Raw genomic sequence first — 24,650 nt, 5'->3', positions numbered from 1 at the left:
TATGCACCCACACTTGATCAAATTACTCAGCCTGTCGGCCCTGACCGTGGGCATTCTGGCGGCCAGCCAAGGCGCTCGCGCCGATGAAGCGGCGGGCGCCACCCCGCCAAAATTCAGCGCCGAACCGTGCTGCAACCTGTGCCCGGCCGCGCATGACGCGAAGAACTACACCACGCGCTACCAGCAGAACTTCACCACCCTGGTGCAGGCGCAGGGTGACTGGTTGTTCCGTACCCAGGAAGACCTGCGCACCGAGTTCAACACCACCCCGGCCGGCTACAAACGCCTGCAACAGCTGCACGATGCGTTCAAGGCCAAGGGCGTCGAACTGGTGATCGTCTATCAGCCGACCCGTGGCCTGGTGAACCGCAACAAGCTCAACCCGCAGGAAAAAGCCGCGTTCGATTACGAGAAAGCGCTGGGCAACTACAAAACCATGCTCGGCCGTTTCGCGCAGATGGGTTACGTGGTGCCGGATCTGTCGCCGCTGACCAACGAATCGCTGCCGGACACCCTGCCCGCCCACGATTTCTACTTCCGCGGCGACCAGCACTGGACCCCATACGGCGCTCAGCGCACGGCGAAAATCGTCGCCGAGAAGGTCAAGCAGATTCCGGCCTTCGCCGACATTCCCAAGCGTGAATTCGAGACCAAGCGCACCGGGCGCATGGGCAAGACCGGCACCCTGCACAACATGGCCGGGCAACTGTGCGGCACCAGTTACGCGATCCAGTACATGGACCAGTTCACCACCGAGCCGAAAGGCGAAGCCGGTGACGGCGACCTGTTCGGTGATTCCGGCAACCCGCAGATCACCCTCGTGGGCACCTCGCACAGCGGCAAAAACTACAACTTCGCCGGCTTCCTCGAAGAGGCAATCGGTGCAGACATTCTCAACGTCGCCTTCCCCGGCGGTGGTCTCGAAGGTTCGATGCTGCAGTACCTCGGTAGCGACGAATTCCAGAAGACCCCGCCGAAGATTCTGATCTGGGAATTCTCGCCGCTGTACCGCCTCGACCAGGAGACCATCTACCGCCAGATGATGTCGCTGCTCGACAACGGCTGCGAAGGCAAAGACGCGCAAATGTCCGCCAGCACCACGCTCAAGCCTGGCGGCAAACAGGAACTGCTGGTCAACAGCAAGAACCTGAACCTGCAGAACAGCAGCCATCAGGTCGACATCCGCTTCGCCGACACCTCGGTGAAAACCCTGCAAGCCACCCTCTGGTACATGAACGGTCGCCACGAGGACATCAAGATCGAGAAACCGGAAACCTCCGACACCGACGGTCGTTTCGCCTTTGAGCTGCGCACGGACGAAGACTGGGCCTCGCAAAATCTGCTGGCTGTCGAAGTCCAGGGCCCGGAAGCGGGTACCGCGCCGCAAAAAGTCGAAGCGAAAATCTGCAAACGCAACGTATTCCCGGGCGCTGGGCCACAAACCGCTCAGCTCGGGCAATGAGGTCTGCTATGCGAAATCGAACGATCAAACACTTGCTTGCGCCATCCCTGCTGACCCTGGCGATGTTCGCCGGGGCCACTCAGGCCGCCGCGCCACTGCGTCCGCCGCAGGGCTACTTTGCGCCTGTGGATAAATTCAAGAGCGGCGACAACAGCGAAGGCTGCGATGCGATGCCCGCGCCGTACACCGGGCCGCTGCAATTTCGCAGCAAGTACGAAGGCTCGGACAAGGCCCGCGCGACCCTGAACGTGCAGTCGGAAAAAGCCTTCCGCGACACCACCAAGGACATCACCACGCTGGAGCGCGGCACCGCCAAACGCGTCATGCAGTTCATGCGCGACGGTCGTCCGGAGCAACTCGACTGCACGCTCAACTGGCTGACCGCGTGGGCCAAGGCCGATGCGTTGATGTCGAAAGACTTCAACCACACCGGCAAATCGATGCGCAAATGGGCGCTGGGCAGCATGGCCTCGTCGTACATTCGCCTGAAGTTCTCCGACTCGCATCCGCTGGCCACGCATCAGCAAGAAGCGCAGCAGATCGAGGCGTGGTTCAGCAAGATGGCCGATCAGGTGGTCAGCGACTGGGACAACCTGCCGCTGGAAAAAACCAACAACCACTCGTACTGGGCCGCGTGGTCGGTGATGGCGACCTCGATCGCCACCAACCGTCGCGACCTGTTTGATTGGGCAGTGAAGGAATACAAGGTCGGGGTCAATCAAATCGACGCCGACGGCTTCCTGCCTAACGAACTGAAGCGCCAGCAACGCGCCCTCGCCTATCACAACTACGCCCTGCCGCCACTGGCGATGATCGCCAGTTTCGCCCAGGTCAACGGTGTCGATCTGCGTCAGGAAAACAACAGCGCGCTCAAGCGTCTGGGTGACCGGGTGCTGGCCGGGGTGAAAGACCCGGATCAGTTCGAGAAGAAGAACGGCAAAGAGCAGGACATGACCGACCTGAAAGAGGACATGAAATTCGCCTGGCTCGAACCGTTCTGCACCCTCTACACCTGCCCGGCGGATGTGATCGAGAAGAAGCACGGCATGCAGCCGTTCAAGACCTTCCGCCTGGGTGGCGACCTGACCAAGGTCTACGACCCGTCCCACGAGAAGGGCAACAAGGGTTCGTAAGAGTGAATGCAATCCCCTGTGGGAGCGGGCTTGCTCGCGAATGCGGTCTGACATTCAAAACTGATGTCGACTGACACACCGCCTTCGCGAGCAAGCCCGCTCCCACAGTGAAGTGATGTCGCCCCCTGAATTTTCATGGGGGGTTTGGGGGGGGCTTTGGCCCTTGACTGTTGGTTCAAACATGGAGAGATCGGGATGGTATTTTCATCCAACGTGTTCCTGTTTCTGTTCTTGCCGATCTTTCTCGGCTTGTACTACTTGAGCGGGCAACGCTATCGCAACCTGTTGCTGCTGATCGCCAGCTACGTGTTCTACGCGTGGTGGCGGGTGGACTTCCTGGCGCTGTTCGCCGGCGTCACCCTGTGGAACTACTGGATCGGCCTGAAAGTCGGTGCCGCCGGCGTGCGCAGCAAACCGGCACAGCGCTGGCTGCTGCTCGGCGTCGCGGTCGACCTGTGCATCCTCGGCTACTTCAAGTACGCCAACTTCGGCGTGGACAGCATCAACGCGATCATGACCTCGTTCGGTCTGGAACCGTTCATCCTGACCCACGTGCTGCTGCCGATCGGTATCTCGTTCTACATCTTCGAGTCGATCAGCTACATCATCGACGTGTATCGCGGCGACACCCCGGCCACGCGCAACCTGATCGACTTCGCGGCGTTCGTGGCGATCTTCCCGCACCTGATTGCCGGCCCGGTCCTGCGTTTTCGCGACCTCGCCGACCAGTTCAACAACCGCACGCACACCCTCGACAAGTTCTCCGAGGGCTGCACGCGGTTCATGCAGGGTTTCATCAAGAAAGTCTTCATCGCTGACACCCTCGCCGTGGTCGCCGACCACTGCTTCGCCCTCCAAAACCCGACCACCGGGGATGCCTGGCTTGGTGCGCTGGCGTACACCGCGCAGCTGTATTTCGACTTCTCCGGTTACAGCGACATGGCCATCGGTCTGGGCCTGATGATGGGTTTCCGCTTCATGGAAAACTTCAAGCAGCCGTACATCAGCCAGTCGATCACCGAGTTCTGGCGCCGCTGGCACATCAGCCTGTCGACGTGGCTGCGTGACTACCTGTACATCACCCTCGGCGGTAACCGTAAAGGCACGCTGATGACCTATCGCAACCTGTTCCTGACCATGCTGTTGGGTGGTCTGTGGCACGGCGCGAACATCACTTATATCGTCTGGGGCGCCTGGCACGGCATGTGGCTGGCGATCGAAAAAATGCTCGGCATCAACACCTCGCCGCGCAGCCTGAACCCGATCCGCTGGGCGCTGACCTTCCTGCTGGTGGTGATGGGCTGGGTGATCTTCCGTGCCGAAAACCTGCACGTCGCCGGGCGCATGTACGGCGCGATGTTCAGCTTCAGCGACTGGTCGCTGTCGGAACTCAACCGCGCCAGCCTCACCGGTCTGCAAGTGGCGACCCTGGTGGTGGCGTACGCAACCCTGGCGTTCTTCGGCCTGCGTGATCTGTACACCAACCAGCCTCCGGTGAAGAGCAAACCTGAAGTCAACGTCGAGGCCAACGGCCCTGCCACCGCGACCCCGGGCATGATCAAAGCCGCGCCTGGCGAAAACCCGGCGAGCATCCACGAGCCTGGCTACACCGTCGGCGTCGAGGCGCAGGTGCAACCGGCCTACTGGACGGCGGACTGGTCACGCTACGTGATGCGCGGGCTGATCCTGCTGCTGTTCATCGCCTCGATTCTCAAACTCTCGGCGCAAAGCTTCTCGCCGTTCCTTTACTTCCAGTTCTGAGGGATCTGACATGACCCGCTCATTACGCATCTTCTACATCGCGCTGTTTCTGCTGACCCTGCTGGTGCTCGGTCTGTGGTCGGTGCGCAGCTTCTTCGGCTTCAGCACCAACGCCGATGCGACCGTGCTTAACGGTCGCTGGACCAAAGCCGTGGAAACCCACTACGACGATCAGTTTCCGATCAAGCGTCTGGGCACCAACCTCTGGGCGGCGCTGGATTTCAAACTGTTCAACGAAGGTCGTCCAGGCGTAGTGCTCGGTCGCGATCAGTGGCTATACAGCGACGAGGAATTCAACCCGATCGTCAACGAAGAACTGAACCTGCAAGGCAACTACGCGCTGGTCGAAGGCGTGCGCCAGACCCTCAAAGCCAAAGGCGTGAAACTGGTGATGGCGATCGTGCCGGCCAAGGTGCGCCTGTACCCGGAACACCTGGGTGAAGTGAAGCCGGCGAGCATCCACGCCAACCTCTATCAGGACTTCCACGCCCGTGTCGCGGCAGACAAGATCCTCGCCCCGGACCTGCTCGGCCCGCTGCAACAGGCCAAGCAGAACGGTCAGCAAGTGTTCTTGCGCACCGACACCCACTGGACCCCGGAAGGCGCTGAAATCGCCGCCAACACCCTGGCCAAGACTATCGCCGACAAGTTCCCGCTCAGTGGCGAGCCGCAGCGCTTTGTCACCACGCCAGCGGAGAAGGTCACGCACAAGGGCGACCTGCGTCTGTTCCTGCCGCTGGATCCGCTGTTCGAAAACCTGATGCCGGCACAAGAGCCGCTGCAGAAGCGCAACACCGTGGCCGCCGAGCAGCCTGCCGGTGACGACGCGCTGTTCGCCAGCAGCGAAGTACCGGTCGCACTGATCGGCACCAGCTACAGCGCCAACCCTAACTGGAACTTCGTCGGTGCGCTGAAACAAGCGTTGCACAGCGACGTGGTCAATTACGCCGAGGACGGCCACGGCCCGATCCTGCCGATGCTCAGCTACCTGAAAAGCGATGACTTCAAGAACAGCCCGCCACAGGTGCTGATCTGGGAGTTTCCTGAACGATATCTGCCTGTGAACAACGAAATCGGCGACGCCGACCCACAGTGGGTCGCAGAGCTCAAACAAGCCGGTGCTCGCCAACAAAACGTAGCCATCAACACTAAATCCGAGACGCCCGATCGGGCGCAAAACTGAAAGAGAGGTAACACCATGACTTTCACTACTACTCCTCGTCGTCTCGCCAAACGCTTCGCATTGGTTGCGGGTCTGAGCGTGCTATCGGTCCAGGCCTTTGCCGGTGGTGACGCCGCGCTGTACGGCCCGACCGCGCCGAAAGGCTCGACTTTCGTGCGGGTCTACAACGCCAGCAACGCCGAAGTCAGCGCCACCGTCGGCAGCACCAACCTGAGCGACGTTGCGCCACTGGCCAGCAGCGACTTCAGCTTCATGCCGGGCGGTGACTACAGCGCCAAGGTCGGCAGCCAGACCCTGCCGGTCAAACTCGCCGGTGACCACTACTACACCCTGGTCAACAACGCGTCCGGCGCGCCGCAACTGATCGAAGAACCACCGTTCAAGAACAAGCAGAAATCCCTGGTGCGCGTGCAGAACCTCAGCGACAAGCCGCTGACCCTGAAGACCGCCGACGGCAAGACCGACGTGGTGCCGAACGTGGCCGCCAAGGGCCGTGGCGAACGTGAAATCAACCCGGTGAAAGTCAGCCTGGCGCTGTACGAAGGCGACAAGAAAGTCGGCGACGTGAAACCGGTCGCGCTGGAGCGCGGTGAAGCAGCGGTGCTGTACGTCACCGGTTCCGGCAGCAGCCTGTCGCCAGTCTGGGTGAAACGCCCGGTGTCGACTCGCTAACCAATTTCATGAACTGACGCAGTAACCCTGTGGGAGCGAGCCTGCTCGCGAATACGGTCCGACATCCAACATCAATGTCGACTGATGTACCGCTTTCGCGAGCAGGCTCGCTCCCACAGGGCCTCTAACCAATCGATTTTTATGGAGTAAACAATATGATTCCGGTGATCTTGTCAGGTGGTAGCGGTTCACGTCTTTGGCCGCTTTCGCGCAAGCAATTCCCTAAACAATTCCTCGCCCTGACCGGCGAACACACGCTGTTCCAGCAAACTCTGGAGCGCCTGGTGTTCGAAGGTATGGACACGCCGATCGTGGTCTGCAACAAGGATCACCGCTTCATTGTCAACGAACAGTTGGCCAACCGTAACCTCGAATGCCAGCGCATCCTGATGGAACCGTTCGGCCGCAACACCGCACCAGCGGTAGCGCTGACTGCGATGATGCTGGTCAACGAAGGGCGTGACGAACTGATGCTGGTGCTGCCGGCCGACCACGTACTGGAAGACCAGAAAGCCCTGCAACGCGCCCTTGCCCTGGCCACCGTCGCCGCCGAAAACGGCGAGATGGTGCTGTTCGGCGTGCCGGCGACCAAGCCGGAAACCGGCTACGGCTACATCAAGTCAACTGGCGATTCGCTGCTGCCCGAAGGCGTCAGCCGCGTTTCGCACTTCGTCGAAAAACCCGACGTCAAACGCGCCACCGAGTACGTTGAGTCCGGCGGCTACTACTGGAACAGCGGCATGTTCCTGTTCCGCGCCAGCCGCTTCCTCGAAGAGCTGAAAAAGCACGATCCGGACATCTACGACACCTGCCTGCTGACCCTCGAACGCAGCCAGCAGGACGCCGACAGCGTCACGTTGGATGAAGCCACCTTCGCCTGCTGCCCGGACAACTCCATCGACTACTCGGTGATGGAAAAAACCCAACGCGCCTGCGTGGTGCCGCTGTCCGCTGGCTGGAGCGATGTCGGTTGCTGGTCGTCGCTGTGGGAAGTCAACGAGAAGGACGCCAACGGCAACGTCAGCAAGGGCGACGTGGTGATCCAGGACAGCAAGAACTGCATGATCCACGGCAACGGCAAACTGGTGTCGGTGATCGGCCTGGAAAACATCGTCGTGGTCGAAACCAAGGACGCGATGATGATCGCCCACAAGGACAAGGTTCAGGGCGTCAAGCAGATGGTCAACACCCTCAACGAGCAGGGCCGCAGCGAAACCCAGAACCACTGCGAGGTTTACCGTCCGTGGGGCTCGTATGACTCGGTGGACATGGGCGGGCGTTTTCAGGTCAAGCACATCTCGGTCAAACCGGGCGCGTGCCTGTCGCTGCAGATGCACCACCACCGCGCCGAGCACTGGATCGTGGTCAGCGGCACTGCTGAAGTGACCTGCGACGAGAACGTCTTTCTGCTCACTGAAAACCAGTCGACCTACATCCCGATCGCCTCGGTGCACCGCCTGCGCAACCCGGGCAAGATCCCGCTGGAAATCATCGAAGTGCAATCGGGTTCGTACCTGGGTGAAGACGATATCGAACGCTTCGAAGATATCTACGGCCGCTCCACCCCGGTTGAACGCGGCGTGTCGGTGAAAACCATCGCGCAGTGATCACCCGGCAATGAGAAGCCCCCGTCCAGCCCGCTGCGTCCCCTATCCGCAGTGGGTTGGGCGGGGGCTTTTTTCAACTCAACGAATGTTGTCGAGTCAGCCTTGGCCGGGAATGTCCCCCCAGCGATTGCTGCCTTCCCGCGTAGGGAGCCGGTGCGAGCAGTCCGATAAAGTCCTGGCTCCGCTGCAGGCTCTGCAGCGTACTGGACGTTTGCATCGACAAGTCGGATACCGCTTCGAAAAGCCCCGGGGCCGCGCTGCCGGTGGTTGCCAGCTCGGTGAGGATGGCTTGCGTCCTGAACTCGACCATGTCGATGCCTGCCGAAAGATGTTCGTAAGTGTTGCTCAACGCCTCAGCATTCAGTCCCTGCGCTGCATGGATGAATTCCCGCCCCGTCTGGAACAGACCCCGAGTTTCCGCTCCCAGTTTTTCAGAGACTGCCTCGATCACTTTGCCCTCGACCTTGGCGCGCGCCATTTGGGTCAAGCGTGATCGACCGTCGGCTGTGCGCGGATCATGCGCTGCCAATTGCAGTTTCACTGTGGCAAGACTCAGCTTCTTTTTCGGCTCGACGCTTTCAACCAGAGCCTTGGGATTCAATTCGCTGCCCTTGAAATGGATAGGTCGGTTCAACTGATAGGTGTCCACCACCTTGTCGATGGCTGCACCCGCCAACTTATCGGCGACCTTCGTGCCAATCTTGCCCCCAAGCGAACCGGCTACCGGTCCGAACACGGTGCCCATTGCAGTGCCAATCGTGCCCCCTGCGGCTTGAGCGCCTGCGCTGAACATGCTGCTGGCCAGTTGCGTCCCGACGCGCCTGACCAGAGCCTGAAACCGGTGTCGCGCCTGAGTGTGGTTGAGCAATGAGTTTCTGACGTCCGCTGCCGCCGAGGTCATCGTGCTCATTAATGCCTGCTGCTTTTGCACACTGTCAGCCAACTCAGATGTGGCGGTCTTCCCGCCCCCATCGGTGTCGACATGGTTCATGGGCGAGTTACCCACCATCTGATACAGGTTCGGCCCGTCGATAAAGCCTTTCGGGTCAGGATTCAACCAGCGCTGCAACCACGGCATGTAATAGCGATAGCCATAATAATAGAGACCTGTAGCATCGCGCTCCTTGCCCGAATAACGCAGGGTTTTGTAACTGGCCTCGGTGTCCCTGCTCCACGCCGTTTCACCGAACGGGAAGAAAGTTTCTTGACTGATGAGCCGGGCATCCTCGCCCAGTTCCAGGCAGGTCGATCCGAGATGATCCGTCAGCGTGTACCGATAATGGTCATTGGAACCGGTGGGCGGAGCACTTTCCCAGTGCAGCACGTGTACACGGCTGATGTGGCCCTCGACGAAAATCACTTGCAGTTGTTCACCGGTGGCCGTGTCGGTGCGTAGCTCCAGCCCAGGCAAATAGCGTACCTGGGCCGTGACGCCGCGGGCATTCGTCTGGAGTGAGCGAATCTTGCGCACACGTTGGCCGGTACCGTCGTAGCAATAGTGTTCACGGTCATTGAGTCCGCTGGCACGTTCGACCGGCGTGACCGATTGCAACTGATTACGCAGATTCCACGTCAATGAACTTCCCGCGTACAGCGCTCGCAAATTGCCACGGGGATCGAACGCCGCAGCAATCTCCTCTTCGGTCGGTGGCACGCCATTACGGTAAGGCAAACAGCGATTACTCGATCGGGCAGCCTTGAGCTCGCGGCCATTGCGCGCGCCAACATGCGTCAGCAGCAGCAGATTGCCGGATTCATCGTAGTCGAAGGTCTGTCGATAATTGCTCACTGCTGCCGGATCGTCACGTCCGATGGACGCCGGACCTTGAGTAGCAGCACCTGCTTCCCAACCGGTGGCCACATGCAACTGGTAGAAGCTGTCATAGTCGAAACGACTGACAGGATCGATACGCTGGTTGGCGAAATACCGGATCGGCAGAGCCTTGTCCTCGATGCTCAGCAAGTTGCCCATCGGGTCATAGTCGTAGATCAGATGTTGCAATACCTCGCCCCCGACTTTCCTCGCATGGCGGGCTCGCAGAAGACCATCCTCGGGCTGATAGGTCAGCGTCGTCAGCACACCATTGCCCGCCAGTTCCTGAGTGACTTGCCCATCAGCGTTGTAACGAATGTCGCTCACCAGCGTTTGCGCTTTGGTCTGGTGCCGCAATTGCAGATGGCAGGCGCGCAACTGACCGTCCAGCGTCAACTCGCGGTCCTGTCGATTATCACGTGCATCGACTTGTTCGAGTACCTGCCCCAGCGGCCCGAAGCGCCAGCGGGTCGTAGCACCGTCACCGTGCTCCAGCAAGCGCTGGCGGTCATCAACGTTTTGCGGCCAATCGGGGACGCTGGGGTCGAGGGTGAAGTGCCGCGTGCTTTCAATGGATTGCCCACTGATTGCAAAGCTTTGCGAGCACACACTACCCGCCGGATCATCGTGCCGAATCAACTGGCCCAGCTGATTCCGGGAGGGATCACCCGCGCCGGGCTGACCGTAAGTGAGACGTTCGACGCACCGCCTAGGCTCGGATGCGCCTTCTTCGAACACGGCAATCGGACGCAGCAACGGATCGTGTTGCACCTCGCGCCAGATTTCTCGACTGTCCCAGTCGTACAGCGTCTCGGCACCCAGCCCGTACAACGCCAGCTGCGTACCGGCATCGACGCTGTCGGAGCGCAGCGTTCGCCCGATCAACGAATAAAGGGTGCGCAGATTCGCTGGCGTCAGCGGCTCGGTCGTTTGCAGTGCCCACAGGCGCGGATCCCACTGTTCCACAACCCTTCCGGCAGCGTCGCGCACCGTGCGATTGACGCGGGTTTGAGCTGGGCAAAGGTCGTCGGCACGCCAATAACCAACCGTCCGAACCTGCAGTCCGCGCGGGTCGCTTACTGAAAGCGTCGGTGTTTTGCGATGCTTGTTCATCAGCTTGCTCCCGGCACTAGCGTTATCCATGCGTCAGAGCATCAGAGCATCCGCGCTTTGCGATTTTCAACTGTCAGAAATTACAGTACCGACTGACGGTACATTCGGAATACGCACGAATGTCCATTGCGCCGGCCCTCCGGTAGGATGGTACTCACGAACCAAGGAGCCTTCCCTCATGTTCATCGGCATCCTGCTGATCATCACCTGGTTGATTCTGCTGCTGCGCTATCCCGCCAAGGCTGTGCCGGTCTCCGTGGCCGCGGCTATCGGTCTGGGCCTGGTGGCCATGTGGGTGGTGTGGCTGGACAACCGCGAGCTCAAGCAACTGGCGCGCCTTGAGATGCGCATCAGCTATGCACCGGAGCAATGCCCGGCAGATCGGCCGCTGCAATTGAAAATGAAAAACGGCAACGACGTGCCGCTGACTGAACTGCGCTGGCGTATCGCAGCTTACGCGCCGGGCGACACGGTCAATCTGGCCGACAACCAATACACCGCCCCGCGCTATCGCGGCCCCGGCGAACTGCAGGCCGGTGGCGACTGGGAAGACTGCCTGCCGATGCCTCCACTGCGCCCCGGTTATCGCCCACAAACCCTGGAGTTTCGTGCCGAGCGCTTGCAGGGCAGTTTCTCCGACTGATCCCCCTCCTCCCATTTTTTGCACAAGGAATGCGCCATGCCCGTTGCGTTGATTACCGGTTGCTCCAGCGGCATTGGCCGCGCCCTCGCCGATGCGTTCAAAGCCGCCGGTTACGAGGTCTGGGCCAGTGCGCGCAAGGCTGAAGACGTCGCGGCCCTCGCCGCTGCGGGGTTCAGCGCAATCGCGCTGGACGTCAATGACGGCGTGGCGCTGGAACAACTCGCTGAGCGCATCAACCAGCAACACGGCGGCCTCGACGTGCTGATCAACAACGCCGGTTATGGCGCCATGGGACCGCTGCTCGACGGCGGCGTGCCGGCCATGCAGCGCCAGTTCGAAACCAATGTGTTCTCGATTGTCGGCGTTACCCGCGCCCTGTTTCCGGTACTGCGCCGGGCCAAGGGGCTGGTGGTGAATATCGGCAGTGTCTCAGGGGTTCTGGTCACGCCGTTCGCTGGCGCCTACTGCGCCTCGAAAGCCGCGGTGCATGCCTTGAGCGATGCGTTGCGCATGGAGCTGGCGCCGTTCGGCATCCGCGTGATGGAAGTGCAACCGGGAGCGATTCAGTCGAGCTTCGCCAAGAATGCCGGGCATGAAGCGGAGCAACTGATCAACGAGCAATCACCGTGGTTTCCGTTGCGTGAGGGGATTCGTGCGCGGGCCAAGGCCTCGCAGGACAAGCCGACCCCGGCCAGTGAGTTTGCGGCTGAGTTGCTCAAGGCGGTGCAGCAGAACACGCCGCCACGCTTGATCCGCATTGGTAATGGCAGCCGCGCGTTGCCATTGCTGGCGACGTTATTGCCCAAGGGATTGCTGGAGTCGACGTTGATGAAGCGGTTCGGGTTGCGCGGCCAGCTCTGAGACCGGGTTGACGCTTTCGCGAGCAAGCCCGCTCCCACAGGAGAATGCATTCCAAATGTGGGAGGACAAGCCGACCCCGGCCAGTGAGTTTGCGGCTGAGTTGCTCAAGGCGGTGCAGCAGAACACGCCGCCAAGATTGATCCGCATTGGTAATGGCAGCCGCGCGTTGCCGTTGCTGGCGACGTTATTGCCCAAAGGGTTGCTGGAGTCGACGTTGATGAAGCGGTTCGGTTTGCGCGGCCAGCTCTGAGACCGAGGTGACCCCATCGCGGGCAAGCCCGCTCCCACAGGAGAATGCGTTCCAAATGTGGGAGCGAGCCTGCTCGCGAAGAGGCCGGATCAGCCAGCATTCAGCCCCAGCCCTTCATGAAATCAATAAACGCCCGCACCTTCAGCGGCAAATGCCGGGTATCCGGGTACAGCGCATACACACCCTGCTGGGCAAAGCGATAATCGGCCAACAACCGCACCAATCGCCCCGCCTGCAGATCCTCCTGAATCAGCCACTGCGGCAAAATCGCCACGCCTTGCCCGGTCAGCGCAAACGCCCTGAGCGTCGCCGAGTTGTCGGCGACGATGGCGGTGGTCCCCGGTTTTGGCTGGTAGACATGCTCACGGCCGGCCGGGTCGGTCACGGTCATTTCCGGAACTCGGCCATGGCCCAGCGTCGGCATCGACTCCAGCGTTGCCAGCGTGGCAACCGGCGCGAAACGCTCGACCAGTTGCGGCGCCGCCACCGCAAATACTTCGAACCTCGACAACTGCACCGCACGCAGATTGGAGTCGTGCATGCGGCCGAGGCGGATCGCCATGTCGAAGCGCTCGGAGATTAGATCGGCGTGGGTCGAGGACGTCGACAAGTGAATGTTCAGTTGCGGCTGTTGCTGGCGAAACACCTCCAGCGCCGGCACCACCTGCGCCAAGGCAAACTCCACAGTGGTGGTGATACGCAACGTGCCCTTGAGTTGCGAATGCTCGGAGCGCGCTTCCTCAATCGCCAGTCGCGCTTCGTCGAGGGTGCGCAGGCAGCGCCGATAGAAGCGCTCGCCGGCATCGGTCAGGGCCAGTTGCCGAGTGTTGCGCGTAAGCAGCGTGACGCCCAATTCCTCTTCCAGGCGCTTGAGGTTGAAGCTCACCACGGCGCGGGTCTGGCCCAAGGTATCGGCGGCGGCCGTCAGTGACCCGGCCTCGACCACGGCTTTGAAGGTGTCAAAACGGTCCAGGCTGACCATGTCCAGCGCGCTCCCTGTCAAAATTATTTTGACAAACTAGCAGGCAAACCAGCGTTTTCCTAACGTCCGAAGCGCCCTACCCTGCACGTCTCATTACAGGGAAGCTGCCATGGCCTATCGCTCGAAAGTCGCGCTGGTGTATCTGTTCGGGTTCGCCCTCGACCTGCTGAACATGTTCGCCGCGAGCATCGCCTACCCGGACATCGCCCGGGAATTACAGGCCTCGGTGACGCAATTGGCGTGGATCACCAACGCCTACATGCTCGGGCTGACACTGATCATTCCGCTGAGCGTTTGGCTGGCGGCGCGGCTGGGCGAACGGCGGCTGATTCTGGGCTCGTTGCTGCTGTTCGGTATCGCTTCCGGTCTGGTGGCCCAGGCCGGGTCGATTGAAAGCCTGATTGTCTGGCGCCTGCTGCAAGGCCTCGGTGGCGGGTTGTTGCTGCCGATCGGTCAGGCCTTGGCTTATCGGCAGTATCCCGCGACACAACGCGCGCACCTGACCGGCGTGGTGCTGATGGTCGCGCTGATGGTGCCAGCCCTGTCGCCGGCGGCGGGCGGCCTGATCGTCGAGGCGTTGTCGTGGCGCTGGATTTTCTACCTGAACATGCCGCTGGCGCTGCTCGCGTTCGGCCTGGGTCTGCTGTGGTTGCAAGCGGATCAACCCGGCACGGAACGCCCGACACTGGATCTGCGCGGCCTGCTGCTGGCGGTGGCAGCCCTGACTCTGTTGTTGATTGCCGTGAGCCTGGCGAGCGCCGCCACTACCCGTCACCTCGCCGGCGGAGTTCTGCTGCTCGGCGTCCTGACCTTATGGCTGTACCTGCGTGATGGCTGGCACAAACCCGACGCGGTGCTCGACCTGCAACTGCTCAAGAGTCCGTCACTGCGTTTGGCAATGCTGATCTACCTGTTCGTGCCCGGGGTGTTTACCGGCACCAACATGATTGCCGTGTTGTACCTGCACGACCTCGGCTTCGGCGCCGCGCAGACCGGTGCGCTGATGCTGTCCTGGGCGGCCGCATCGGGGGTGGCGATCATGCTCGGCAAACGCAGTTTCAACCGCATTGGCCCCAAACCGCTGCTGATCACCGGGATGCTTTTGCAGTGCCTGGGGATTGTCCTGCTGATGCGCATCGAACAACCCGCCGCCACGCCGCTGATCATTGCCTATGCCTTGATGGGACTGGGCGGCAGCCTGTGCAGCGTCACCGCGCAGAGCCTGGCGTTTGTCGGCATCGCGCCGGAAAAAATGGGCCACTCCAGTGCTCTGTGGAACATCAATCGCCAGCTCGGTTTCTGCCTCGGCGCGGCGCTGCTCAGTTCGCTGTTGGGCGCACTGGGCGGCAACGGATTCAAATACTGCTTTGTCACGGCGGCCTTGCTCACCTTGTTGCCCATGATCGCCGTGCTGCGTTTCGACGCCTCCACAGTGCTCGCCCTGCTGAGCCCACCTCCCCTTCAGGAAAAATCCACATGACTGACTACAACGAATATTTTGATGAAGTGTTCCAGGCCCACCTGGTGATCGAACGCTGGTTTGCCGTGGACCAGGGTTCAGCCGAAATGGAGCGCTTGCTGAGCCGATTCTCGGCGGATTTTTCCATGGTCACACCGCTGGGCCGGGTGCTGGATATCGAAGCCTTGCGCGGGCTGTTTCAGTCAGCAGGCGGGAAAAAGCCCGGGTTCCGGATCGAGCTCAGTGAGCTGCGCGGGATTGCCCTGTATGCGCATGGCGCGACGTTGAGTTATCGCGAGCAGCAGAGCGATGCGAGCGGGTTGCACACTGATCGCCAGTCTACGGTGGTGTTTGAAAAGAGCGAAGACGGGCGGGTGCTGTGGCGGTATTTGCAAGAGACGTTTTGCGCTGAATGATTACTCGGTTTTGGTCTGAAAGACCGGGTTGTCCTTATCGCGAGCAGGCTCACTCCTACAAGGGATCTTCGGTGTGGCAGAGATCCAGTGTAGGAGTGAGCCTGCTCGCGATTCAGTCGGCGCGGCCTGTCAGTTATCCACAGCGTCCTGCTTCACCACCACCGTGCAAGTAATCCCCGCCGCCAACAACACACCCTCCGGCACATCGTCGATGTGAATGCGCACCGGCACCCGCTGCGCCAAGCGAACCCAGTTGAAGGTCGGGTTGACGTCGGCAATCAACTCGCGGCTTTCCGGGTTGTCGCGGTCGTAGATGCCGCGGGAAATGCTCTCCACGTGGCCCTTCAACACTTCGCCGCTCATCAGTTGCATGTCAGCCTTGTCGCCTACGCGCACGTGCGGCAGTTTGGTCTCTTCAAAGAAGCCGTAGACCCAGAACGAGTTCATGTCGACCACGGCCATTTTCGCTTCGCCGATGCGCGCGTAGTCACCGCGATGCACGTTGAGGTTGGTCACGTAGCCGTCCACCGCTGCGCGCACTTCAGTGCGTTTGAGGTTGAGTTCGGCGGCTTCCAGTTGTGCTTGCGCGTGTTGATAGTCGGCGAGCGCGGCGTCGGCGATGTTGCTGGCGTCGTCGCGGTTTTCCTTGGAGATCACCAGGTTGTCGAGGTCGGCGCGACGATGCGCGTTGACCTTGCGCATCTCCCAGGTCGACTTGCGCGAAGCCACCAGCGACTGCGCCTGCTTGACCGCGATGCGGTAGTGCTCGGGGTCGATCTGCATCAGCAAATCGCCCTTCTTCACCAACTGGTTGTCGCGCACCGGCACGTCGACCACTTCCCCGGTGACGTCGGCCGCGACGTTGATGATGTCCGCCCGCACCCGGCCGTCGCGGGTCCATGGGGTGTTCATGTAGTGCTCCCACAGGGTCCGGCCAATCCACAGTGCCAGGGCCAGCACCAGCAGGGTCGCGAGCAGGCTGAAAAACTTTTTCATCAGAACGTTCTCAACGGTAGACGGTCAGCGCCATGGCGCCGAACAGACAGGTAAACAGACTCAGGCGCAGCAGCGCCGGGTGCCAGAAAAAGCGGTACAGGTCGAACCCCGAGAGGAACCGGTCCAAGGCCCAGGCCAGCGCCGCAGCGACAAAAAACATCAGGGTCATGGTCGGCATGTACACGCCGTGGAAGGCGATTTCACGAGGCATGGGCAAGTCCTTCGGGCTTGGCGACGGCGTAGGCAGCGAGTGGTGATTGCGGGTCGAGCAACGAGGTGCGGATGAAGTGCAGATAGCTCTTCACCCGGCGTAACGCGGACGTATCGAAGTGCGGCGCGAACGGCTCATCGGTCGCGGCGACCCGACTGATCGCGTGATCGACCGCCACCAGTGCGCGCTCCAGATTGCTCGGGTTCGGTTGCAGAAACAGTCGCACCAGCGCCCGGCCCATGACGCGGATCGCCTGACGCCACGGCTGCGATTCGGCATACGCCGGATGCACCGGGAGGATTGCCTGTTCCTTGCGCAATTCGATGATCGCGTGGCCGACTTCGAGCACCACGAACATCCAGCGCAGCAGGTTCTTCTGCACGGTCGGCTGCCCGGCGGCGAGACCATAAGCCTGATGCAGCAAGTCACGAGTACGACTCTCGAAACTCGACGCCAGGCCCTTGAGTTTGCCGCTGATCGCGTACACCACCTGGCCACGCAGATCCTGCTCCAGGCGCTTCCACAACCAGCGGCTGTTGGGCGGCAGAATGATTGCGCCTGCAGCAGCGCAGACCAGCATGCCCATGACCATGGCGATGTAGTCGTTGATGAAGCTGTAGGGGTTGTAAATGGTCAGGTTGTCCGGCACCGAACCGGTGCTGAAGAAGATCAACAGACCCAGGCCGATCCCGGCGTATTGCGGTCGCGAAGCGAGGAACGAGCCGAGCACGATGACTGGCGCAAGCATCACGCACAACAGTGGAAAACCGTCGATCCACGGGAAGATGAAAAACATCTCGACGAAGCCGATCAGCGCCCCGAGGAACGTACCGCAGGCCATTTGAAAAGCCATGCGTTTGGGGTTGGGCGTGGCGGCAGACAGGCCCACGGTCGCGGCAGCAATCAGGGTCATGGTCGCGCCGCTCGGCCACGCGGTGGCGACCCAGTAACTACCGAGCACAATCAGGATGAACGAGGCGCGAATCCCCGAAGCCGCAGCGGCCCACCAGTTGGTTTGCGGGGTGAACGGCTCGTCCCAGCGCTCGCGTTCGTGGCGGTGATCGGCCAGAGAGGCGTGGGTCTGTGCATAACTGTGCAGGTCGTCGACGAAGCGATAGAGCAGTTCGTACGCGGTGTGAAAATCCAGTTGTTCGGCTTCACTCGGGCCGGTTTCCTGGAAAATGCCGCGCAAGGTTCGCACGCGCGTCGGCAGGCCTTCCTTGTACGTGGCCAATGCCGTCGCCAAACGTGCCGCGTCCGGGCTGGTCAAGGCGCGGCCACTGAAGCCGTCGAGTACTTCCGCCAGATCCTGCAGGCCCGGCCTGATCGCGGCCACCACGTGTTCTTCGTCATTCTCGCGCAAGCGTTCCAGCAACTGATGCAGCGCGTTGAAGCGCGTGGTGATGCCCATGAACTCGCTGTTCAGGCGACTGAGGCGACCGTTGCGTCGGCGCATGTGCGGGTCTTCGAAAACGGTGACGCTGCGCAGCCCTTCCAGGCCCACGGCTTCGGCGATAAAACGCACGTTGCTCGCTTCGAACGATTCGGCTTTGCTACGCCCGCGCAAGCCATCGGTGACGAACAACGCGAACACGCCGAAGCGCTGATACAGCGCGTTGCGCATCGCCGCACTGGCGGTTTGCGGCAGGATCGCGGCGCTGACTACTGTCGAGCAGAGAATCCCCAGCGAGATCTCCAGCACCCGCCAGACGGCGGCCATGAACGCACCGTCCGGATGCGCCAGCGCCGGCAGGCCGACCATCGCGGCGGTGTAGCCGGCGAGGACAAAACCGTAGGCGCGAAAGTTACGGCAACGCGCCGCTCCAGCCGAGCAGATGCCGACCCAGATCGCCAGCGAACCGAGGAACAACTCGGTGTTCTGCGCGAACAGCGCGATCAGCGTGACCATCATCGCCGACCCGGCCAGGGTGCCAAGGAAGCGATAGAAACTCTTGGCGAACACCTGCCCGCTCTGCGGCTGCATGACGATGAACACGGTGATCATCGCCGTGCGCGGCTGCGGCAGTTCCAGGCGCATCGCCAGCCACAGCGTGAGGAACGCGGCGAGCAATACCTTGAAGATATACACCCAGGTCACGCCATCGCTGCGCGCCCAGTCAAACAAACCCCGACGCCATTCCAGGGAGTAGAGCCAGCGTAGAGGTGCGGGCAAGGGAGTCATTAAATTTTGCTCAAGAATTCAGTCGAACCGGAGAACCTGTGGGAGCGGGCTTGCTCGCGAATGCGGTGTGTCAGACACCTGATGCGCGGGCTGACACACCGCATTCGCGAGCAAGCCCGCTCCCACAAGGGCTGTGTGTTCACCGCAGGAGGGCCGGGGTTTTCGGGGCTGCCGTTTGCTCGGTGGTCGGCACATCATTGCCAGCCCCGAGGCCGCCACCCAGCGCCGTCACCAGCTCGGCATGCGCACTCAAGCGCGCCGCCTGCACCTGCTGCTGCACTTGCTGCTGCTTGAACAGCAAGGTCTGCGCATTCAGCACGTTGAGGTAATCGGTGAGGCCACGCTGATAAGCGATCATCGCGATGTCGTAGGTCTTTTGCGCGGTGGCCACCGACTCGGCGGCGAAGGCTTGCTGTTTGTCCATCGACTCGCGGCGGATCAACTGGTCGGAGATGTTCTTCAGCGCATTGACCAGCGTCTGGTTGTAATGCGCCACGGCGATGTCATACCCGGCGGAGGCTTCACCCAGTTCACTGCGCAAACGCCCACCGTCGAAGATCGGCAGCGAGATTGCCGGGCCGACGTTGTAGTTGAGTTTCTTGCCAGTCAAAAACTCCAGCGCCCCGCCGCCGGTGGCCATGTAGCCGAGGCTGCCGACCAGATCGACGTTCGGATAAAACCCGGCATGCGCGACATCAATGCCGCGTGCCTGCGCCGCCACTTGCCAGCGACTGGCGACCACGTCCGGGCGCTGACCGAGCAACTCGGCGGGCAATGCCGATGGCAGTTTCAACGCAGCGCCCAGCGCCAATGTCGGTCGCTTCAACTGTGCACCTGCGCCCGGGCCTTTGCCCGCCAGCGCGGCGATCTGGTTACGGCTCAGGGCAATTTCTTCGTCGAGCGCATCCAGTTGCCGATGGGTCTCCGGCAACGGCGTTTCCGCCTGACTGACTTCGAAGTGCGTGCCGATCCCGCCATCCAGACGCTTCTGCGCCAGATCCAAAATCTGCTGTTGCTGCTTGAGGGTCGCGGCGACGATATCGCGCTGGGCGTAATGCAGCGACAGCTCGATGTAGGCGCGCACGATGTTGTTCTGCAATTCCAGCTGCGCCAGCCGCGCTTCGGCGGCGCTCATGTGCGCCAGATCCACCGTACGTTCGCTGGCATTGCTTTCCCGGCCCCAGAGGTCGAGGGCGTAGCTGAAACCCAGCGCGGCGTTGTTGTCCCAGGTGGTGGTGTTGGCCAATTCGCCCGGGCCGTAGAACTGGTCGGTCGGCCAATTGTGGCGCTTGAGCGTCGACTCGCCATTGATCTGCAACGCCTCGGCGGCCTCGGCGACACCGGCCAGCGCCTTGGCCTGACGCACCCGCGCAGCGGCCATGGCCATGCTCGGACTGCCCTGCACGGCGAGGTCGATCCAGTGATTGAGTTGCGGGTCGCCGTAGGCTTGCCACCATTGTGCGGTGGGCCAGTTTGCGTCACGGGCGGCGTGGGCGATGGCGTCGTCAGTGGCCAGTGCGTCGGCTTCCAATGCCGTGCTATGCGGGGCAATTCCTTGCGTTGAGATGCAGCCGCTGAGACCCAGGGTAAAAGCCAGAACACTGAGCGGCAAAAGCGCTCTGATGATGCGACGCGGCACAGCTGCGAATTCCTGAAAAAGGGGAAGAACCGAGGCCCTGTGGGAGCGGGCTTGCTCGCGAAAGCGTTCTGTCAGAAGACGCCGCGTTGAAGATGAAATCGCTTTCGCGAGCAAGCCCGCTCCCACAACGGCGCAATTCTAGGTGGGCGCCTTGGTGGCGATAAGCTGGGATTCCTGTGAATCTTTGTTACCGTTAACGAGATAATCCGTTGGTCGGGGGTCTCAGCCCCTGAAACTTCGTGTCACAATTTGCCATCTCCCTTGAGAGCACCCCATGGACACATTGCAAAACATGCGCGCCTTCAGTTGTGTGGCCGAAGCCGGCAGCTTCACCGCCGCTGCCGTGCAACTCGACACCACCACGGCCAACGTCTCGCGCGCGGTCTCCAACCTGGAAGCCCACCTGCAAACCCGCCTGCTCAATCGCACGACCCGGCGCATCGCCCTGACCGAGGCCGGCAAGCGCTACCTGCTGCGCTGCGAACAGATCCTGGCCTATGTCGAAGAAGCCGAAGCCGAGGCCAGCCAGGCCCACGCCCGCCCCGCCGGCCAGTTGAAAGTGCACACCATGACCGGCATCGGCCAGCACTTCGTGATCGACGCCATCGCCCGCTACCGCAAGACCCACCCGGACGTGACCTTCGACCTGACCATGGCCAACCGCGTGCCGGACCTGCTCGACGAGGGCTACGACGTATCCATCGTGCTCGCCAGCGAACTGCCGGACTCGGGCTTCGTCTCGCAACGCCTGGGCATCACCTACAGCATCGTCTGCGCCTCCCCGGCCTACGTGAAAGCCAACGGCTGCGCGCAAAAGCCCGCAGACCTGCTGAACCACGCGTGCCTGCGCCTCGTCAGTCCGGTGATCCCCCTGGAAAAATGGGCCTTCAACGGCCCGGACGGCCAGGAAATGGTCACCATCAACAGCTCGCCATTCCTGGTGAACTCCGCCGACGCAATGAAAGCCGCGATCATCAGCGGCATGGGCGTCGGCGTCCTGCCGGTCTACGCCGCCATCGAAGGCCTGCGCAACGGCACGCTGGTGCGGATGATGCCGAACTACCGCTCGCAGGAACTCAACCTGTACGCGATCTACCCTTCGCGGCAGTACCTGGATGCGAAGATCAAGACCTGGGTCGAGTATTTGCGCGGGTCACTGCCGGAGATATTGGCGGCGCATCAGGCGGAACTGGCGGCTTATGAGTTGAGTGGGAGTCTGGCCGGAGCCCGCGTCGCCAACTGATTTTCAACACACGGTGTTCACTGTAGAAGCGGTGATTTGAAGGGAGTTTTCCGACAGGTTTTGACGGTTGTGACTCGGAAGTGGGGTGGATAGGCTCAGGGGGTCGTTGACGAATCAACGACCGGACTTGGTCGTCCGGGTTTAGAATGGCGCACTTTTTAAGCTTGCTTAATGGCGAGCTGTGCGTGGGAGGGCCTTGGCCCTGCCGGGTTTCCATTCCCTGGTCGACCAACCTGCGTACGGTTCGCCACCCTATTGCTTGGTCGCAGTACGTGGCGAACTCCACATCCCGAATGGAGTTCCACCATGCTCAAACCGACACCCAATCCGCCCCAAGCCGAAAGCACCTCCCCCTACGAATCCCTCGATTCAAAAAAGCTCCACGACGCCGCCGAGCGTGCACTCGACCACCTGAAACCTTCCGCCGCCGCTGTGAGATTCCACAAACCCAGCAGCATGTTCCAGGTCGCCCCCGACATGGACAACGAAAGCCTGCTGGTTCACGCCTGCGAATCACTGGCCTCGGCCAGCATCATGACCAGCGACATTGCGGCCTATGTCGAAAGCCCGCAGCGGCAGACGATACTGGCGATCCAGCAAATCATCATGCTGGCCGAGCTGGCGGTGAATCGGGTGCTGGACAACGTGGAAATCAGCCAACCTGCAGCACACAGCTGAGCCATTGTGGGAGCGGGCTTGCTCGCGAAGGCGTCAGCACATCCAACACTTTCGGTGACTGACACACCGCTTTCGCGAGCAAGCCCGCTCCCACAGGGGGATTGGGGTGAGTCAGTTAGAAACTGGTCGGCTGTCAGACCGCCATCGCTAGCAAGCCCGCTCCCACAGGGGGAATGGGGTGAGTCAGTTAGAGCCTGGTCGGCTGTCAGGCCGCCATCGCGAGCAGGCTCACTCCTACAGAAAAGCAAAGCACTCCAGACAGACCGCATGCTCTTCACCACTCAAATGGCCGAGTGTCAGCTCGCCGAAAGCTCTTGATCTTGCCGTGCCGGCCCCATCGGCAGGCTGAGTGGAGGGGTTTATCCGGGGGTAGGCGCGCAGCGCCATGCGGCGAAGCCGCATACATCGAGAGGAGGTGCAGCGAAGCAAACCGGAGGCGATGCCCCCGGATGAACCCCGCAACGAAGGAACCCGAGCCTAAGCGAGGGCCGAACGCAGGGGCCAAGACCTTTGCTTCCTTTGGGGCGTTTGCCAAAGGGAGTCGCTGTAAGAGCGAAACCGCCAGCAGCAGCACCCGAAGCAACGGATATGTCCCCCATCAACCCAAAGCATGGTCGGCCCAGAGGCCGCCAAGACAACCCAAAACAGAAATGTTAGCTTGCTTGGCAATAAAGCCCAGAAGCCGAGCCCATAGCGATGAAAAAAACAGTCCTGGCCTTCAGCCGCATCACCCCACCCATGATCGAACGCCTGCAGCAAGAGTTCGACGTCATCGTCCCCAACCCGAAGAACGGCGACATCAACGCCCAATTCAACGAAGCCCTCCCCCACGCCCACGGCCTGATCGGCGTCGGCCGCAAACTCGGCAAAGCCCAACTCGAAACCGCCACAAAACTCGAAGTAGTCTCCAGCGTCTCCGTCGGCTACGACAACTACGACCTCGACTACTTCAATGAACGCGGGATCATGCTCACCAACACCCCCGACGTACTCACCGAAAGCACCGCCGACCTCGCCTTCGCCCTGATCATGAGCAGCGCCCGCCGCGTCGCCGAACTCGACGCCTGGACCAAGGCCGGCCAATGGCAGGCCAGCGTCGGCGCACCGTTGTTCGGCTGTGACGTCCACGGCAAAACCCTGGGCATCGTCGGCATGGGCAACATCGGCGCCGCCGTCGCCCGCCGTGGCCATTTCGGCTTCAACATGCCGATTATCTACAGCGGCAACAGCCGCAAGACCGAACTGGAACAGCAACTCGGCGCGCAGTTCCGCAGCCTTGACCAACTGCTGGCCGAAGCCGACTTCGTCTGCCTGGTGGTGCCGCTCAGCGACAAGACCCGCCACCTGATCAGCCATCGCGAATTGGCGTTGATGAAGCCGGGGGCGATTTTGGTCAACATCTCCCGTGGCCCGGTGGTCGACGAGAAGGCGCTGATCGAAGCCCTGCAAAACAATCGCATCCGTGGCGCCGGACTGGACGTCTACGAGAAAGAACCGCTGGCCGAGTCGCCGCTGTTCCAGTTGAAAAATGCTGTGACATTGCCGCACATTGGCTCCGCCACGAATGAAACGCGCGAAGCCATGGCCGATCGAGCACTGGCCAATCTGCGCAGCGCGCTGCTCGGCGAACGCCCGCAGGACCTGGTCAATCCGCAAGTCTGGCGCGGATAAAAAATGACGGGCAAGTGCAAAACCACACTTGCCCGTTAGTTGCCGCCCTACACAACTTGAAATTGAACAACAAAGCCAACTTAACAACAGCATTATAAGCTCTGCCCTGGCAATCGAATGTTCGACCACTGCTATGGAGAGCTAATCCCGTGAACAACCTGACAACCGATAAAGTTATTCGCTACAGCAAAGTTATATTAATGGCTTACATCAGCTTCTTTGGTGTATTGGTGATGATTCACAACTTTACCGACTATGACTCGAACTACACGTACGTGGCTCATATCCTGAGCATGGACACAACCACCGCCAGTGAGTCCATAAAATACCGAGCCATCGACTCACCGATGATTCACCACCGGATCTATTGGTTCATCATCACACTGGAAGTGACGTATACAGCGTTGTGCCTGATAGGCACCTATCAACTCTATCGGCACATCAATGCGCCTGCAGAGGTATTCCACGAGGCAAAAAAGTTCTCGATCATGGGCATACTGGCGGCAATTTTCATTTATTACGTGTGCCTGCAAACCGTGGGCGTGGAATGGTTTGACATGGACACTTCCCAATCATGGAATGCCAAGGACTGGGCCCGGCATATCGTAGATTTTATATTGCCAGTGATGATTTACATCACCTTGAAAGTCGAGCGCTGATGTTCAGTGATCATTT

The 24,650-nt window shown here is 61.0% G+C and carries 20 protein-coding genes and 1 pseudogene; 15 read left to right on the top strand and 6 right to left on the bottom strand.

Annotated elements, in window-relative coordinates:
* Window position 1: 1 nt before the first annotated feature.
* From V3W27_RS06995 to V3W27_RS06970, 6 genes are all read left to right on the top strand, one after another.
* Window positions 2-1,462 carry an alginate O-acetyltransferase gene (locus V3W27_RS06995; protein WP_330206283.1) on the top strand — a complete coding sequence of 487 codons (1,461 nt, stop codon included), beginning with the start codon at window positions 2-4 and terminating at the stop codon, window positions 1,460-1,462.
* Between the two features lie 8 nt (window positions 1,463-1,470).
* Entirely contained in the window at window positions 1,471-2,595 is a 1,125-nt protein-coding gene (locus tag V3W27_RS06990) for a mannuronate-specific alginate lyase (RefSeq protein WP_115988166.1), read from the top strand.
* A 195-nt stretch (window positions 2,596-2,790) separates the two neighbouring features.
* Complete coding sequence (locus tag V3W27_RS06985; protein WP_027610921.1) at window positions 2,791-4,356, top strand: MBOAT family O-acyltransferase; 1,566 nt, start codon at window positions 2,791-2,793, stop codon at window positions 4,354-4,356.
* 10 nt (window positions 4,357-4,366) lie between these two features.
* On the top strand, window positions 4,367-5,539 hold the full coding sequence (locus V3W27_RS06980) for an alginate O-acetyltransferase (protein ID WP_135295000.1): 1,173 nt from the start codon (window positions 4,367-4,369) through the stop codon (window positions 5,537-5,539).
* 15 nt (window positions 5,540-5,554) lie between these two features.
* Window positions 5,555-6,211 (top strand): alginate O-acetyltransferase AlgF, encoded by a 657-nt coding sequence (locus V3W27_RS06975; protein ID WP_007969549.1) that lies wholly within the window; start codon window positions 5,555-5,557, stop codon window positions 6,209-6,211.
* A gap of 155 nt (window positions 6,212-6,366) precedes the next feature.
* Window positions 6,367-7,818: a mannose-1-phosphate guanylyltransferase/mannose-6-phosphate isomerase gene (locus tag V3W27_RS06970; RefSeq protein WP_247267864.1), complete on the top strand. Its 1,452-nt coding sequence runs from the start codon at window positions 6,367-6,369 to the stop codon at window positions 7,816-7,818.
* Window positions 7,819-7,891: 73 nt separating this feature from the next.
* On the opposite strand, the gene V3W27_RS06965 is transcribed toward V3W27_RS06970, so the two are convergent.
* Window positions 7,892-10,744, bottom strand: coding sequence for an RHS repeat domain-containing protein (locus V3W27_RS06965; RefSeq protein ID WP_330206282.1), 2,853 nt, complete (start codon window positions 10,742-10,744; stop codon window positions 7,892-7,894).
* Between the two features lie 178 nt (window positions 10,745-10,922).
* Here V3W27_RS06965 and V3W27_RS06960 point away from each other — a divergent pair, with 178 nt between their 5' ends.
* The 3 genes and pseudogenes from V3W27_RS06960 to V3W27_RS06950 form a co-directional block, all read left to right on the top strand.
* The gene (locus V3W27_RS06960; protein ID WP_027610918.1) at window positions 10,923-11,387 is read left to right on the top strand and encodes a hypothetical protein; all 465 of its coding nucleotides are present in this window, start codon (window positions 10,923-10,925) and stop codon (window positions 11,385-11,387) included.
* A 36-nt stretch (window positions 11,388-11,423) separates the two neighbouring features.
* Entirely contained in the window at window positions 11,424-12,248 is an 825-nt protein-coding gene (locus V3W27_RS06955; RefSeq protein WP_247267867.1) for an SDR family oxidoreductase, read from the top strand.
* Window positions 12,249-12,309: 61 nt separating this feature from the next.
* Window positions 12,310-12,498: pseudogene (locus V3W27_RS06950) on the top strand (SDR family oxidoreductase); the annotation flags it as partial.
* 100 nt (window positions 12,499-12,598) lie between these two features.
* Here V3W27_RS06950 and V3W27_RS06945 read toward each other — a convergent pair.
* A complete protein-coding gene (locus tag V3W27_RS06945; RefSeq protein WP_247842351.1) occupies window positions 12,599-13,480 on the bottom strand; it encodes a LysR family transcriptional regulator in 882 nt (293 codons plus the stop codon).
* Between the two features lie 109 nt (window positions 13,481-13,589).
* Here V3W27_RS06945 and V3W27_RS06940 point away from each other — a divergent pair, with 109 nt between their 5' ends.
* Both V3W27_RS06940 and V3W27_RS06935 read left to right on the top strand, forming a co-directional pair.
* Window positions 13,590-14,960, top strand: a complete 1,371-nt coding sequence (locus tag V3W27_RS06940) for an MFS transporter (protein WP_330206281.1) — start codon at window positions 13,590-13,592, stop codon at window positions 14,958-14,960.
* Window positions 14,957-15,355 carry a DUF4440 domain-containing protein gene (locus V3W27_RS06935; protein ID WP_330206280.1) on the top strand — a complete coding sequence of 133 codons (399 nt, stop codon included), beginning with the start codon at window positions 14,957-14,959 and terminating at the stop codon, window positions 15,353-15,355. Before V3W27_RS06940 ends, V3W27_RS06935 begins: the two co-directional genes overlap by 4 nt.
* 129 nt (window positions 15,356-15,484) lie before the next feature.
* Here V3W27_RS06935 and V3W27_RS06930 read toward each other — a convergent pair whose 3' ends face one another.
* The 4 genes from V3W27_RS06930 to V3W27_RS06915 form a co-directional block, all read right to left on the bottom strand.
* Window positions 15,485-16,351: an HlyD family secretion protein gene (locus V3W27_RS06930; RefSeq protein WP_330206279.1), complete on the bottom strand. Its 867-nt coding sequence runs from the start codon at window positions 16,349-16,351 to the stop codon at window positions 15,485-15,487.
* Between the two features lie 10 nt (window positions 16,352-16,361).
* The gene (locus V3W27_RS06925; RefSeq protein ID WP_003221811.1) at window positions 16,362-16,562 is read right to left on the bottom strand and encodes a DUF1656 domain-containing protein; all 201 of its coding nucleotides are present in this window, start codon (window positions 16,560-16,562) and stop codon (window positions 16,362-16,364) included.
* Window positions 16,552-18,744, bottom strand: a complete 2,193-nt coding sequence (locus tag V3W27_RS06920; protein ID WP_330206278.1) for an FUSC family protein — start codon at window positions 18,742-18,744, stop codon at window positions 16,552-16,554. The genes V3W27_RS06925 and V3W27_RS06920 overlap by 11 nt, the downstream gene beginning before the upstream one ends.
* Before the next feature lie 139 nt (window positions 18,745-18,883).
* Window positions 18,884-20,383: an efflux transporter outer membrane subunit gene (locus V3W27_RS06915; RefSeq protein ID WP_330206277.1), complete on the bottom strand. Its 1,500-nt coding sequence runs from the start codon at window positions 20,381-20,383 to the stop codon at window positions 18,884-18,886.
* Window positions 20,384-20,657: 274 nt separating this feature from the next.
* Here V3W27_RS06915 and V3W27_RS06910 point away from each other — a divergent pair, with 274 nt between their 5' ends.
* The 4 genes from V3W27_RS06910 (at window position 20,658) to V3W27_RS06895 (ending at window position 24,634) form a co-directional block, all read left to right on the top strand.
* Complete coding sequence (locus tag V3W27_RS06910; protein WP_027610909.1) at window positions 20,658-21,626, top strand: LysR family transcriptional regulator; 969 nt, start codon at window positions 20,658-20,660, stop codon at window positions 21,624-21,626.
* A gap of 306 nt (window positions 21,627-21,932) precedes the next feature.
* On the top strand, window positions 21,933-22,304 hold the full coding sequence (locus V3W27_RS06905) for a DUF6124 family protein (protein WP_330206276.1): 372 nt from the start codon (window positions 21,933-21,935) through the stop codon (window positions 22,302-22,304).
* A gap of 696 nt (window positions 22,305-23,000) precedes the next feature.
* Window positions 23,001-23,975: a 2-hydroxyacid dehydrogenase gene (locus V3W27_RS06900; RefSeq protein ID WP_330206275.1), complete on the top strand. Its 975-nt coding sequence runs from the start codon at window positions 23,001-23,003 to the stop codon at window positions 23,973-23,975.
* 149 nt (window positions 23,976-24,124) lie between these two features.
* Complete coding sequence (locus tag V3W27_RS06895; protein WP_247267875.1) at window positions 24,125-24,634, top strand: DUF2165 family protein; 510 nt, start codon at window positions 24,125-24,127, stop codon at window positions 24,632-24,634.
* Window positions 24,635-24,650: the final 16 nt, after the last annotated feature.

Source organism: Pseudomonas sp. AM14(2022), from assembly GCF_036346455.1.
Lineage (GTDB): Bacteria > Pseudomonadota > Gammaproteobacteria > Pseudomonadales > Pseudomonadaceae > Aquipseudomonas > Aquipseudomonas putida_A.
This window is presented reverse-complemented; position numbering and strand designations above follow the sequence as displayed.